Annotated in this window: 12 protein-coding genes; 6 read left to right on the forward strand and 6 right to left on the reverse strand. The window is 52.2% G+C overall.

What is annotated here, in order from left to right:
- Positions 1-47: 47 nt before the first annotated feature.
- Positions 48-1,241, reverse strand: coding sequence for an NAD(P)/FAD-dependent oxidoreductase (locus tag NNO02_RS08670; RefSeq protein WP_271448708.1), 1,194 nt, complete (start codon positions 1,239-1,241; stop codon positions 48-50).
- A 229-nt stretch (positions 1,242-1,470) separates the two neighbouring features.
- On the opposite strand from NNO02_RS08670, the gene pitA reads away from it, so the two are divergent.
- Positions 1,471-2,970: an inorganic phosphate transporter PitA gene (pitA, locus tag NNO02_RS08675; RefSeq protein ID WP_271454587.1), complete on the forward strand. Its 1,500-nt coding sequence runs from the start codon at positions 1,471-1,473 to the stop codon at positions 2,968-2,970.
- Between the two features lie 64 nt (positions 2,971-3,034).
- On the opposite strand, the gene uspB is transcribed toward pitA, so the two are convergent.
- The gene (uspB, locus tag NNO02_RS08680) at positions 3,035-3,370 is read right to left on the reverse strand and encodes a universal stress protein UspB (RefSeq protein WP_003023371.1); all 336 of its coding nucleotides are present in this window, start codon (positions 3,368-3,370) and stop codon (positions 3,035-3,037) included.
- 393 nt (positions 3,371-3,763) lie between these two features.
- Between uspB and uspA the strand changes: the two genes are divergently transcribed.
- Entirely contained in the window at positions 3,764-4,201 is a 438-nt protein-coding gene (gene uspA / locus NNO02_RS08685) for a universal stress protein UspA (protein WP_137382013.1), read from the forward strand.
- 281 nt (positions 4,202-4,482) lie between these two features.
- On the forward strand, positions 4,483-5,955 hold the full coding sequence (gene dtpB, locus NNO02_RS08690) for a dipeptide/tripeptide permease DtpB (protein ID WP_271448709.1): 1,473 nt from the start codon (positions 4,483-4,485) through the stop codon (positions 5,953-5,955).
- 86 nt (positions 5,956-6,041) lie between these two features.
- On the opposite strand, the gene NNO02_RS08695 is transcribed toward dtpB, so the two are convergent.
- Positions 6,042-6,545 (reverse strand): RrF2 family transcriptional regulator, encoded by a 504-nt coding sequence (locus NNO02_RS08695; RefSeq protein WP_202037490.1) that lies wholly within the window; start codon positions 6,543-6,545, stop codon positions 6,042-6,044.
- Between the two features lie 231 nt (positions 6,546-6,776).
- On the opposite strand from NNO02_RS08695, the gene NNO02_RS08700 reads away from it, so the two are divergent.
- The gene (locus NNO02_RS08700; RefSeq protein WP_271454588.1) at positions 6,777-7,976 is read left to right on the forward strand and encodes an NAD(P)/FAD-dependent oxidoreductase; all 1,200 of its coding nucleotides are present in this window, start codon (positions 6,777-6,779) and stop codon (positions 7,974-7,976) included.
- A 170-nt stretch (positions 7,977-8,146) separates the two neighbouring features.
- Here NNO02_RS08700 and rsmJ read toward each other — a convergent pair whose 3' ends face one another.
- Both rsmJ and prlC read right to left on the reverse strand, forming a co-directional pair.
- Positions 8,147-8,896: a 16S rRNA (guanine(1516)-N(2))-methyltransferase RsmJ gene (gene rsmJ / locus NNO02_RS08705; RefSeq protein WP_271454589.1), complete on the reverse strand. Its 750-nt coding sequence runs from the start codon at positions 8,894-8,896 to the stop codon at positions 8,147-8,149.
- A gap of 8 nt (positions 8,897-8,904) precedes the next feature.
- Positions 8,905-10,947 carry an oligopeptidase A gene (gene prlC / locus NNO02_RS08710; RefSeq protein WP_271454590.1) on the reverse strand — a complete coding sequence of 681 codons (2,043 nt, stop codon included), beginning with the start codon at positions 10,945-10,947 and terminating at the stop codon, positions 8,905-8,907.
- 207 nt (positions 10,948-11,154) lie between these two features.
- Here prlC and NNO02_RS08715 point away from each other — a divergent pair, with 207 nt between their 5' ends.
- Together NNO02_RS08715 and gorA are read left to right on the forward strand one after the other, a co-directional pair.
- Positions 11,155-11,997: a 23S rRNA (adenine(2030)-N(6))-methyltransferase RlmJ gene (locus NNO02_RS08715; protein WP_271441281.1), complete on the forward strand. Its 843-nt coding sequence runs from the start codon at positions 11,155-11,157 to the stop codon at positions 11,995-11,997.
- Between the two features lie 104 nt (positions 11,998-12,101).
- Positions 12,102-13,454: a glutathione-disulfide reductase gene (gene gorA / locus NNO02_RS08720; protein WP_271441280.1), complete on the forward strand. Its 1,353-nt coding sequence runs from the start codon at positions 12,102-12,104 to the stop codon at positions 13,452-13,454.
- A gap of 18 nt (positions 13,455-13,472) precedes the next feature.
- On the opposite strand, the gene NNO02_RS08725 is transcribed toward gorA, so the two are convergent.
- Positions 13,473-13,943 (reverse strand): hypothetical protein (locus NNO02_RS08725; RefSeq protein WP_271454591.1); only part of this gene is annotated, 471 nt, incomplete at its 5' end.

The raw sequence follows: 13,943 nt of genomic DNA on the forward strand, positions 1-13,943 counted from the left end.
CATCACTATGATATTTTTTCTTATTGTGTGCAGACAGAATCTTTCACTTATGCAGACACCAAATCCTGTGCGCATGCCCAGGCGCTCGACCACGCCCACTGGAAGTTATACCCACCCAACCAGCCGGTGACATCCATCACTTCACCAATAAAGTACAGCCCTGGCACTTTGCGGGCTTCCATCGTGCGCGAAGACAGTTCGTTGGTATCTACACCACCCAGCGTGACCTCCGCTGTGCGATACCCTTCGGTACCGTTCGGCTGCACCCGCCATTCAGTTAGCGTCTCCACCAGCGTTTGCTGATCGCGTACGTTAAGTTGTTTCAGCGTCACATCCGGGATTTGCCCTAATTGCTGCAGGCACTCCACCAGACGTTTCGGCAACTGCATCGCTAACGTGTTCTTTAAGCTCTGATTTGGATGTGCGCTTCGTTGTTCGTCGAGAAAGCTCGCAAGGTCAACATCCGGCAACAAATTAATGCTGACAAATTCGCCGGGCTGCCAAAAACTGGAAATTTGCAAAACGGCCGGACCTGAAAGCCCACGGTGCGTAAAGAGCAGGTTTTCACGAAATACGGTGCCATCTTCAGCGGTGATAACGGAAGGAACAGACACACCAGAGAGCACCTGAAGCTGCTCCAGCAGTGGCTTATGCAACGTAAAGGGCACCAGGCCTGCGCGCGTCGGCAACACCTTCAGTCCAAACTGTTCGGCAATTTTATAACCAAACGGCGTTGCCCCCAAACCCGGCATGGAAAGTCCACCGGAGGCAATAACCAATTTCTTCGCCCCGACCGTCATCCCGTTCAGTTCCAGAATGAAGCCGTTATCATCTCGTGCGACGCTCAGGACTTCGCTACGTAACCGCATCGTAACGTTACCCTTTTCGCACTCGGCAACCAGCATATCGACGATTTGTTGGGCCGAATCATCGCAGAACAGCTGACCGAGCGTTTTTTCGTGCCAGGCAATGCCGTGTTTCCCCACCAGATCGATAAAGTCCCACTGCGTATAGCGAGCCAGCGCCGATTTGCAAAAATGCGGGTTTTGACTCAAATATGCGGCAGGTTCCACATAAAGATTGGTAAAGTTGCAGCGCCCTCCGCCGGACATGAGGATCTTACGTCCAGGCTTTTTACCATTATCAATCAGCAGTACTTGACTGCCTGCTTGCCCTGCCTGCGCGGCACAGAACATACCCGCTGCGCCAGCGCCTATAATAACGGTATCAAACCTTTCCACGTTGCGATCCTCTCTAAAAAGCGGGCGTGAATTGTAAAGATTCCTCAGTGGTCGCACCAGCACCAAACTATCAATAATAGGTATTTATCTGAATTCTATAGGATAATTCTTTAGTGGTGTAAAACAAAGCAGGAGACAAATCAAAAAAACTCTATATTTCACTTTGCCCGCGCCGCCAAAGTCACTGATAATGCGCCGCGTTCATGTCCTCAAAATGGCGTAACGTCCTATGCTACATTTGTTTGCTGGCCTGGATTTACATACCGGGCTTTTATTATTGCTTGCTCTGGCTTTTGTGCTGTTCTACGAAGCAATTAACGGCTTCCACGATACAGCCAATGCTGTCGCAACCGTGATCTATACCCGTGCAATGCGTTCGCAATTGGCGGTGGTCATGGCTGCGTTGTTCAACTTCTTTGGTGTTTTGCTGGGTGGTCTCAGCGTAGCTTATGCCATCGTGCATATGCTACCAACGGATCTGTTGCTCAACATGGGTTCTTCACATGGCCTCGCCATGGTGTTCTCCATGCTGCTGGCGGCAATTATCTGGAACCTCGGTACCTGGTACTTTGGTCTGCCTGCATCCAGCTCCCACACGCTGATTGGCGCGATCATCGGTATTGGTTTAACCAATGCGTTGATGAACGGGACTTCAGTGGTGGATGCACTTAACATCCCGAAAGTGCTCAATATTTTCGGTTCGCTGATCATTTCCCCTATTGTCGGTCTGGTGTTCGCTGGCGGTCTGATCTTCTTGCTGCGTCGTTACTGGAACGGCACCAAGAAGCGGGCGCGTATTCACCTGACTCCAGCAGAGCGTGAAAAGAAAGACGGTAAGAAAAAGCCGCCGTTCTGGACGCGTATCGCGCTGATCCTCTCCGCTATTGGTGTGGCGTTCTCTCATGGCGCTAACGATGGGCAGAAAGGTATTGGTCTGGTAATGCTGGTACTGATTGGCGTAGCGCCTGCAGGCTTCGTGGTGAATATGAATGCTTCTGGTTACGAAATTACGCGTACCCGTGATGCTATCAATAACGTCGAAACCTACTTCCAGCAGCGTCCTGATCTGCTCAAACAGGCGACCGGTGTTGATCAGTTGATTCCGTCTCCGACGGAAACGACGACAACGACACCGGCAGAGTTCCATTGTCACCCGGCAAATACCATCAACGCGCTTGAGCGTGCGAAAGGTATGCTGGCGAACCTGGAAACCTACGACAAGTTAAGCGTTGAGCAGCGTAGCCAGCTGCGTCGCATTATGTTGTGCATTTCTGATACGACCGATAAAGTCGTGAAACTGCCTGGCGTAAGCAGCGACGATCAGCGCCTGCTGAAGAAACTGAAAACCGACATGCTGAGCACCATCGAGTACGCCCCCGTCTGGATTATCATGGCTGTTGCTCTGGCTCTGGGCTGCGGTACGATGATTGGCTGGCGTCGCGTGGCGACCACTATCGGTGAGAAAATCGGTAAGAAAGGCATGACCTATGCTCAGGGGATGTCGGCACAGATGACTGCCGCAGTCTCTATCGGTCTCGCCAGTTACACCGGTATGCCTGTTTCCACCACACACGTCCTCTCATCTTCTGTTGCAGGGACGATGGTTGTTGACGGTGGCGGTTTGCAGCGTAAAACGGTAACCAGCATTCTGATGGCCTGGGTCTTCACCCTGCCAGCAGCGATTATCCTTTCCGGGGTGCTGTACTGGCTCTCCCTGAAGCTAATCTAAGCGCATGCACAGTAAAAAAGCGGGTCAGGAAACTGACCCGCTTTTTTTATATCTGTCGTAGAAATCAGTGCCAGATAATCAGCGCGACCATACTGATTAACACCAGCCCACATAACGCGCTGGTAAGGATGAACTGACCGCGAACCCGCTCACAGCGGCGAATAAACTCATCGTCATGATGATCACGGTAACGCTGAGCGTAGATATACCACACCAGACGCATCTGCTTGTTAGGTTGCCCATGCGAGGTAAAAAAGCCGCCCCCATCGACATACTGGTAAAGTAATGGATCGCAACCACGAAGTACCACTAACAGTGCGCGTAGCGAAGAAAAATAACGCGCCATATTAACAATGCAAACGACACATAAAGCCCAGAATAACGCAATGGTGCTTATCATACCTCCTCCCCGGCGACCCGCCCACGGAACTCCTTTCCGGGACTACCGCTCCCCGATACCCTGCCAAACCATTCAGTGAAGAGTACAACCGAAACCGCTCGTGTTAGTGTCACGCATCCGAACGCCTCTCTAAATAGTGTAGGAGATTAGTTAATTTTTTTGCCAGAAGGTTAATCACTATCAATGCAATTAACTAAAAAATTTGTTTAACTACTTGGCAAGCAAGGCGGATTGACGGATTATCCCGGTCGCTATAATGTAAGGATAGTCCTTAAAAGGTACGTTTTTACGACTGGGCTAGCCCCGCGCACAAAGTTCGCAGGACGCGGATGACGCGGCGGCAAATGAACGCCAGCAGGCTAGTCATCGACAACTTATGGAAGGAGTAACACTATGGCTTATAAACACATTCTTATCGCGGTTGATCTTTCTCCAGAAAGCAAAGTTCTGGTTGAAAAAGCGGTCTCTATGGCGCGGCCTTACAATGCGAAAGTCTCCCTTATCCACGTTGACGTAAACTATTCCGACCTGTACACCGGGCTAATCGACGTGAATCTGGGCGACATGCAGAAACGCATTTCTGAAGAAACCCACCACGCGTTAACCGAGCTGTCCACCAATGCAGGCTACCCAATCACCGAAACCCTGAGCGGTAGCGGTGACCTGGGCCAGGTCCTGGTCGATGCCATCAAAAAATACGACATGGATCTCGTCGTTTGTGGCCACCACCAGGATTTCTGGAGCAAACTGATGTCCTCCGCGCGTCAACTGATCAACACCGTTCACGTCGACATGTTGATTGTTCCGCTGCGTGACGAAGAAGAAGCATAAAATACTTGCTGCCGGGGAATAACCCGGCCCACTGCAAGCATTAAAGCCTGTAAACGCCCGCCTATGCGGGCGTTTTTGTTTTTATCATTCGGACACAATTAGTACATCAATCCAACAAATAAATCATAATTAGTGTGATCAACTAATTGGATCGAAAACTATCTCTATAATAATCTACCCTTACGGCTAATCGCCGCAGTCTATAACAAAACAAGACTTTTTCGGCGCGTTTAAGCATACGCGTTCATACTTTTCGGGATGGCTTTGAAAGGCGATGGAATATGAATAAAACTGCACCTACGGGCTTGCTGCAGCAACCTCGTCCGTTCTTCATGATCTTCTTTGTGGAATTATGGGAACGATTTGGCTATTACGGCGTTCAGGGCATCCTGGCGGTATTTTTTGTTAAGCAACTCGGATTTTCTCAGGAACAGGCATTTGTCACCTTTGGCGCGTTTGCTGCATTGGTATACGGCCTGATCTCCATCGGCGGTTATGTCGGCGACCATCTTTTAGGGACCAAACGCACGCTGGTGCTCGGCGCTATCGTGCTGGCACTTGGTTACTTCATGACCGGGATGTCACTGCTCAAGCCCGACCTGATTTTTGTCGCACTGGGTACCATTGCCGTGGGTAACGGGCTGTTTAAAGCCAACCCGGCAAGCCTGCTGTCAAAATGCTATCCCCCGAAAGACGCACGTCTGGACGGTGCTTTTACCCTGTTTTATATGTCGATCAACATCGGTTCGCTGTTGTCATTGTCGCTGGCACCGGTGATTGCCGATAAGTTTGGCTACGCCGTTACCTATAACCTGTGTGGTGCCGGGCTTATCGTTGCACTACTGGTCTACTTTGCCTGCCGTGGAATGGTAAAGAATATCGGTTCTGAACCCGATCATAAGCCGCTGAATTTCCGTAACCTGCTCTATGTGCTGGCTGGTACGGTGGTGATGGTATTCATCTGCGCCTGGCTGATGCACAACGTTAAAGTTGCCAACCTGGTGCTGATCGTACTGTCGATTGCCGTCACCATTATCTTCTTCCGTCAGGCATTCAAACTGGATAAAACCGGACGCAATAAAATGTTCGTGGCCTTTATCCTGATGCTGGAAGCGGTTGTGTTCTACGTGCTGTATGCACAGATGCCGACATCACTGAACTTCTTTGCCATCAATAACGTGCATCATGAAATTCTCGGTATTACCATCAACCCGGTGAGTTTCCAGGCGCTGAACCCCTTCTGGGTAGTACTGGCAAGTCCGGTGCTGGCCGCGATTTATACCCGTCTGGGTAACAAAGGCAAAGATCTGACCATGCCGATGAAGTTTACGCTTGGCATGTTCCTGTGCTCACTAGGCTTCCTGACTGCCGCCGCAGCCGGAATGTGGTTTGCCGATGCTCAGGGTTTGACGTCTCCGTGGTTTATCGTGCTGGTTTATCTGTTCCAGAGTCTGGGTGAACTGCTGATTAGCGCCCTGGGACTGGCAATGGTCGCCGCGCTGGTGCCACAACACCTGATGGGCTTTATTCTTGGGATGTGGTTCCTGACGCAGGCAGCAGCCTTCCTGATGGGGGGTTACGTCGCAACGTTTACAGCCGTACCGGAAAACATTACCGATCCACTCCAGACGCTGCCTATCTACACCAACGTGTTCAGTAAGATAGGCCTGGTGACCCTGGCGGTAACGGTTGTGATGGCGATTATGGTGCCATGGCTGAACCGGATGATTAATACGCCGAGTACCGAGCAATAATCTTCAGTGCCGGATGCGGCTTACGCCTTATCCGGCCTACATTCAACATGCCCGATCGCTTTTCGCTATTGGGCATTTTCAATGCATTACCCTTTGCGCGCGGCAATCCACTCCTGTACTTCCACTACGAAGGTGTCCGGCGCTTTGCGGTACATCTTACGAGCCAAATCCAGAATGGTATGCTGGCCAAGTGCTTCTTCCATGCGCTGTTGCGCCATGTCCATTACCGAACGCACGCCGCAAATGCCTTCACAAGCCCACTGTGGCGGATGCTCCTCAAAAACGGCTAAACGCTGGCGAATTTCACGACATTCAAAAATACGCTTATCGCCATCTATGGCATTGACCACATCCAGCACAGTGATGTCTTCCGCGGGTTTGGCCAACTGGAACCCGCCGCCCTTACCCTCGATACTGCGCACCAGACCTGCTTTCGACAGACGAGTGAAGATTTTTGCCAGATAGTCATACGGCACGCTTTGTAGTTCGGCAATTTCTCGCACGCTCATATCCCGCGCGTCGCCTTTGCTGTCGACCATACACATCAGGCTATGGATGCCGTACTCAACCCCGGAACTGTAAAATGCCATTTTTTATCTCAGCCAAAATGAATCTGAGTTTATTGTAGCTTTTTCATCTAATGCATTCCAGAGAACAGAGTAACCCTGCATAAGAATAAAAATATAAATAGATATTTATCAACCAGATACTAAAACATCCAGACGCAATAAAGAAAAAATAATCAGGATCGCATTGCAATCCACAACTACGACCAATAAAATCCGAGTAAATAAATCGTAGTCACCAGTGAGATAAAACTAATGCAGAAACAAATTCTGATCGTGGGTGCCGGTTTTGCCGGTATGTGGGCAGCATTGAGCGCCGCACGTCTGGCGGAGAAAAACCGGCAGACCATTGATATTACGGTGATTGCGCCACAGCCAGAGCTGCGTGTACGCCCGCGTTTTTATGAAAGCGCGGTCCACACGCTGGTCGCCCCGCTGCAACCCTTATTCGACGCTACCGGCGTTAACTTCCTGCAAGGTCACGTTGAGCAGATCCTCCCGGCCTCTAAAGAAGTCAGCTGGAAAGACGTCAACGGTGAAACCCACTTGCGCCATTACGACCGTTTGGTTCTCGCCAGCGGTAGCCACGTAAACCGCGACATTGTCGCTGGCGCCGCCGAGCACGCGTTTGACCTCGACCAACTCGAGAGCGCCGCCGTACTGGAGCAGCACATTAAGGAGCTGGCGTTACAACCGGAATGTGAGGCTCGCAATACGGTCGTGGTCTGTGGCGGCGGCTTTACCGGGATTGAAATGGCGCTGGAATTGCCGGGGCGTTTGCGCGAAATATTAGGTGCTGATGCTAAGACCAGAGTTGTCGTAGTTGAACGCGGCGCTCAGCCAGGCGGGCGCTGGAGCCAGGAATTACGTGATGTCATTATCGAAGCCTCCGCTGAACTGGGCGTCGAATGGCTGGTCAATGCGGAAGTGGAGTGCGTGGATGCCTCCGGCGTCACGCTGAAAGATGGGCAGACCATCGCCTCACAGACCGTTATCTGGACGGTTGGCGTCCAGGCAAACGGGTTAACGGCGCAAATTGACGCACCGCGCGATCGCCAGGGCCGCCTGCATGTGGACGCTAACCTTCAGGTCATCGGCCATGATGATATCTATGCCACCGGCGATGTGGCTTACGCCGCCACCGATGACAAAGGCAATCACGCGCTAATGACCTGTCAGCACGCTATTTTACTGGGCAAATTTGCCGGAAATAACGCGGCAGCCAGCTTGCTAAACGTTGCGCCACTGCCGTACCGTCAGGAAAACTACGTTACCTGTCTGGATCTTGGTGCATGGGGCGCGGTGTATACCGAAGGGTGGGATCAGCAAGTGAAACTGACGCGTGCAGAGGCGAAAAAACTGAAGGTCTCAATTGTCAGTGAGTTGATATATCCACCGAAGGCTGACAAGACCGTGGCGTTTGAGATTGCCGATCCGCTGGCTCCATTCGTGTAGTCGAATCGCCGGATGCGGCTAACGCCTTATCCGGCCTACAAACTATCAGGCGATTATCGACACCACTGCGGTAACACCTTATCCGGCTTTCAAACCACACTCAGCCGTAGGCCTGATAAGCGTAGCGCCATCAGGCGATTCAGCGCATCAAACAGGATGCGGCCAACACGTTACGCCGTCCCGGCGTAAATATCAAAGCGATGCCCTTTGGTGACTACCGCATTGGGTGTCGCCACATCCGCGAGCGGCGGCGCGTAATCCGGACGCTTCACCACAACACGTTTAGTCGCCAGCTGACGTGCTGGCATCAACAACCCATCGGCATCTAAGTCTGGCCCCACCAGCGACTGAAACACGCGCATCTCTTTTTTCACCAGCGCACTTTTCTGCTTATGTGGGAACATCGGGTCGAGATACACCACCTGCGGGCGCGGCGTGATATCGGTCAACGCCGTCAGACTGGACGCATAGATCAGTTGTAATCGCTCCTGCAACCACGGCCCGATTTCCGGGTCGGCATAACCACGGGCCAGGCCATCGTCGAGCAGCGCCGCCACCACCGGATTACGTTCCAGCATCCGTACATGGCAGCCAACGGAGGCCAACACAAACGCATCGCGTCCCAGTCCTGCGGTAGCATCGACCACGTCCGGCAAATAATCGCCTTTAATGCCGACAGCCTTCGCCACCGCTTCGCCGCGACCGCCGCCAAACTTACGCCGATGGGCCATCGCCCCGCCGACAAAATCAACGAAAATGCCGCCGAGTTTAGGTTCGTCTCGCTTGCGCAGTTCCAGATGTTCCGGCGTCATCACCAGCGCCATCAGGTTGTCTGTATCATGCTCCAGCCCCCAGCGGGTCGCCAGAACAGATAAGGCGCCGTCTCCGGCGCCTGTTTCATCCAGTAAACAAATTTTCACGCGAACAATCAGCCCTTGATGCCGTAATGCGCCAGCATGGCGTCGAGCTGAGGTTCACGGCCACGGAAGCGTTTGAACAGCGTCATTGGCTCCTCAGAACCCCCACGAGTCAGGATGCTATCGAGGAACGACTGTCCGGTTTCGCGGTTGAAAATCCCCTCTTCTTCAAAGCGAGAGAACGCATCTGCCGCCAGGACATCAGCCCACAGGTAGCTGTAATAACCCGCTGCGTAGCCGCCCGCAAAAATATGGCTGAATGCGTGTGGGAAACGGCCCCATGTCGGCCCTGGCACTACAGCAACCTGCTTTTTAATCTCTGCCAGGGTTTCAAGGATTTTCGCCCCCTGCTGCGGGTTAAACTCAGCATGCAGACGGAAATCAAACAGGCCGAATTCCAGCTGACGCAGAATAAACAGCGCCGCCTGGTAGTTTTTCGCCGCCAGCATTTTATCCAGTAATTCTTTCGGCAGCGGTTCACCGGTTTCATAGTGACCGGAGATAAACGCCAGCGCTTGTGGCTCCCAGCACCAGTTTTCCATAAACTGGCTTGGCAGTTCAACAGCATCCCATGGCACACCGTTGATACCCGAAACGCCGGCCGTTTCGATGCGGGTCAGCATGTGGTGCAGGCCGTGACCAAACTCGTGGAACAGGGTGATCACTTCATCGTGGGTGAACAGCGCCGGTTTACCGTTCACCGGACGGTTGAAGTTACAGGTCAGATAAGCGACCGGTTTTTGCAACGTACCGTCGGTTTTACGCATCTGGCCGACACAGTCGTCCATCCACGCCCCACCGCGTTTGTGTTCACGCGCGTACAGATCCAGATAGAAACTGCCGCGCAGCTCGTTGTTTTCATCGTACAGTTCAAAGAAGCGAACCTCCGGATGCCAGACGTCTACATCAGTACGCTCTTTCGCGGTAATGCCGTAAATGCGCTTAACCACTTCAAACAGGCCGTTAACCGCTTTGTTTTCCGGGAAGTAAGGACGCAACTGCTCGTCGCTGATGCTGTAAAGGTGCTGTTTTTGCTTCTCGCTGTAGTACGCGATGTCCCACGGCTGCAGCTCATCAACGCCAAATTCCGCTTTCGCGAAGGCGCGCAGTTGGGCCAGCTCTTTCTCACCCTGCGGACGCGCACGTTTGGCCAGATCCGTCAGGAATTCGAGCACCTGCTGCGGGTTTTCCGCCATTTTCGTGGCGAGAGATTTAAAGGCGTAGCTTTCAAAGCCCAGCAGTTGAGCCAGTTCGTGGCGCAGCGCGAGGATCTCTTCCATTATCGGGCTGTTATCCCATTTGCCCGCGTTTGGCCCCTGGTCAGATGCACGGGTGGAATAAGCGCGGTACATCTCTTCACGCAGAGCCTGGTTATCGCAGTAGGTCATTACTGGCAGGTAACTCGGGATGTCCAGCGTCAGCAGATAACCTTCCTGCTCTTTGGCTTCGGCCTGAGCTTTAGCGGCGGCCAGCGCACTTTCCGGCATCCCGGCAAGCGCAGATTCGTCGGTGACGAGTTTGGTCCAGCCCATGGTCGCATCAAGCACGTTGTTGCTGTACAGGTTACCCAGTTCAGACAGACGGGTCGCGATTTCGCCATAGCGCTGTTGTTTTTCTTTCGGCAAACCAATGCCAGACAGCTCAAAATCACGCAGTGCGTTATCGACCGCTTTTTTCTGTGCGGTGTTCAGGGTGGCGTAATGATCGCCATCACGCAGGTCGCGGTAGGCTTTGTACAGCCCCTCATGTTGCCCAACCCAGGTGCTGTATTCAGACAACAGCGGCAGCGTTTGTTCGTAGGCTTCGCGCAGCTCCGGGCTGTTTTTCACCGAATTCAGGTGACTGACCGGAGAGAAAATACGCCCCAGGACATCGTCCACTTCCGCCAATGGCTGGCAGAGATTTTCCCAGGTATACGGCGCGCCCTGCGCAACCACGCGTTCAACGTTTTCGCGGCAATCGTTTAGCGCCTTAGTCACAGCGGGCACGACGTGCTCAGGCTGAATTTTGGAAAACGGCGGCAGTTCGAAGGGAGTCAGCAATGGATTGGTCATTAGCGCGGTCCTGTTGAAAAGAGTGAATGAAGCGCGTATCCGGCGCTGTGCATATTATTTGTAGAATGGGGTTAAGTGTAGAGGATTTCAATGCTAACCGTGATGGAAAGACGCCCGGTGGCGCTGCGCTTACCGGGCCTACGGGTAATCTGTGCCGATCTGCTGTAAACTGTGGCAAATCGTCATTTCAGCGGAATTTCATTACCCATGCTCAGTTATCGCCACAGTTATCACGCAGGCAACCACGCCGACGTCCTTAAACACACCGTTCAGAGCCTGATCATTGAATCGCTCAAAGAGAAAGAAAAACCGTTTCTCTATCTGGACACCCATGCCGGGGCTGGCCGTTATCAGCTGAGCAGTGAGCATGCCGAACGTACCGGTGAATATCTGGAAGGCATCGCCCGTATCTGGCAGCAGGACGATTTGCCTGCCGAACTGGAACCCTATATTTCTGTCGTGCAGCATTTCAACCGGAGTGGTCAGTTGCGCTACTACCCGGGTTCTCCGCTGATTGCCCGCCAGTTATTGCGTGAGCAGGACAGCCTGCAATTGACAGAACTGCACCCGAGCGATTTTCCGCTACTGCGTTCCGAGTTCCAGAAAGACGAACGTGCGCGTGTCGCTAAAGCCGACGGCTATCAGCAGTTAAAAGCAAAATTACCGCCGGTTTCTCGCCGTGGATTGATCCTTATCGATCCCCCATACGAAATTAAGTCCGACTATCAGGCCGTCGTTGCCGGCATCAGCGAAGGTTACAAACGTTTCGCAACCGGTACCTATGCACTGTGGTATCCGGTAGTCCTGCGTCAGCAAATCAAACGTATGATTCATGATCTGGAAGACACCGGCATTCGTCGCATCCTGCAAATTGAGTTGGCGGTTCGCCCGGACAGCGATCAGCGCGGTATGACGGCTTCCGGCATGATTGTGATTAACCCGCCGTGGAAGCTGGAACAGCAGATGAACAACGTCCTGCCGTGGCTACACAGCAAACTGGTTCCGGCAGGAACCGGGCACACGTCCGTCAGTTGGATCGTACCGGAGTAATCACAGCCATCGGTGGAACCTTTTAATTTCAGGTATACAATCGCGAATATTTTGGCGGATGGCATAACGCTTCTCCGCCCTACAATGAACATGAAGGAGCGGTCATGACCAAGCACTATGATTACATCGCTATCGGCGGCGGCAGCGGCGGTATTGCCTCCATTAACCGTGCGGCAATGTACGGCCAGAAATGCGCACTGATTGAAGCCAAAGCGTTAGGCGGCACTTGCGTCAACGTTGGCTGCGTACCGAAGAAAGTGATGTGGCATGCCGCGCAGATCCGCGAAGCTATTCATATGTATGGCCCGGATTATGGTTTCGACACCACTATTAATAAGTTCGATTGGGATAAACTGATCGCCAGCCGTACCGCCTATATCGATCGCATTCATACCTCTTACGATAATGTGTTGGGTAAAAATAATGTCGATGTTATTAAAGGCTTTGCCCGCTTCGTTGATGCTAAAACCATTGAAGTGAACGGTGAAACGATCACTGCCGATCATATTTTAATTGCCACCGGCGGCCGTCCAAGCCATCCGGACATTCCGGGTGTGGAATACGGCATCGACTCCGATGGTTTCTTTGAACTGCCAGCACTGCCGAAACGCGTGGCAGTCGTTGGCGCAGGCTACATTGCCGTTGAACTGGCGGGTGTCATCAACGGTCTGGGCGCGCAAACACATCTCTTTGTGCGTAAGCATGCACCGCTGCGTAGCTTTGATCCGATGATTGTCGAGACACTGGTTGAAGTGATGAACACTGAAGGCCCAACTCTGCATACCCACGCTATTCCAAAAGCCGTGGTTAAAAATGCAGACGGCAGCCTGACTCTGCAACTGGAAGATGGTCGTAGCGAAACGGTAGATTGCCTGATCTGGGCGATTGGACGTGAACCGGCAACCGACAACTTCAACCTGGCGGCAACAGGTGTGAAAACCAACGAAAAAGGGTACATCGTTGTTGATAAATACCAGAACACCAGCGTGCCGGGAATTTATGCCGTCGGCGATAACACCGGTGCCGTTGAGCTGACGCCGGTTGCGGTTGCCGCAGGCCGTCGTCTGTCCGAACGTCTGTTTAATAACAAGCCGGACGAGCATCTGGACTACAGCAACATTCCAACCGTGGTCTTCAGCCATCCGCCAATTGGTACTGTAGGGTTAACCGAGCAGCAGGCACGCGAACAGCACGGTGATGATCAGGTAAAAGTGTATAAATCATCGTTTACCGCGATGTATACCGCCGTTACCTCTCACCGCCAACCGTGCCGCATGAAGCTGGTCTGCGTTGGACCAGAAGAGAAGATTGTCGGTATTCACGGCATCGGCTTTGGTATGGACGAAATGCTGCAAGGCTTCGCGGTGGCACTGAAAATGGGCGCAACCAAGAAAGATTTCGACAACACCGTAGCGATCCACCCAACTGCGGCTGAAGAATTCGTCACTATGCGTTAATCGCCCGAATGACCGGTGTCAGGAAATGAGTAATTCCCCGACACCGGTACACTCTTCAAAAACAAACATCCTCCGATGCACATTCAGCAGACGCATTCCCGCCACATTGCAACGTCGTAAAACCACAGGCTGTGTGATCACGCAGTATGAAAACCAAACATTTCGCATGACACAATCTTCGAAAATAAGATTTTCGAGATAACAACGATTAAGTGTTAAATTTGCGAAAAGAATATTTTTGAAACTACTGTTAATTAAATTACTGCGAAAGAAAATCGCTTTTACGGGCTGACTCTGAATATGCTGGTCTATAAATTGCTGGTGTTCTTGCAAGCCATACACAGCAAATTTCGTGGGTTTATCTCCTTGATGTTGCAAAGTATTCTTCTCACGAGTATTTTGCAAATACAAAGGGGTAGCCCCCTGACGCTTAGCGTTAAGGTTCATAAAGATTCCAATAATTGTGACGTTATCCGGACGGATAACAAA

The organism is Citrobacter sp. Awk 2 (assembly GCF_028069815.1).
Taxonomy (GTDB): domain Bacteria; phylum Pseudomonadota; class Gammaproteobacteria; order Enterobacterales; family Enterobacteriaceae; genus Citrobacter.

Bases quoted from the DNA above. Each gene is read 5' to 3' on its own strand.
- NNO02_RS08700 (WP_271454588.1), top strand. From the start codon at position 6,777: ATGCAGAAACAAATTCTGATCGTGGGTGCCGGTTTTGCCGGTATGTGG.
- uspB (WP_003023371.1), bottom strand. From the start codon at position 3,370: ATGATAAGCACCATTGCGTTATTCTGGGCTTTATGTGTCGTTTGCATT.
- gorA (WP_271441280.1), top strand. From the start codon at position 12,102: ATGACCAAGCACTATGATTACATCGCTATCGGCGGCGGCAGCGGCGGT.
- NNO02_RS08715 (WP_271441281.1), top strand. From the start codon at position 11,155: ATGCTCAGTTATCGCCACAGTTATCACGCAGGCAACCACGCCGACGTC.
- NNO02_RS08695 (WP_202037490.1), bottom strand. From the start codon at position 6,545: ATGGCATTTTACAGTTCCGGGGTTGAGTACGGCATCCATAGCCTGATG.
- prlC (WP_271454590.1), bottom strand. From the start codon at position 10,947: ATGACCAATCCATTGCTGACTCCCTTCGAACTGCCGCCGTTTTCCAAA.
- dtpB (WP_271448709.1), top strand. From the start codon at position 4,483: ATGAATAAAACTGCACCTACGGGCTTGCTGCAGCAACCTCGTCCGTTC.
- pitA (WP_271454587.1), top strand. From the start codon at position 1,471: ATGCTACATTTGTTTGCTGGCCTGGATTTACATACCGGGCTTTTATTA.
- uspA (WP_137382013.1), top strand. From the start codon at position 3,764: ATGGCTTATAAACACATTCTTATCGCGGTTGATCTTTCTCCAGAAAGC.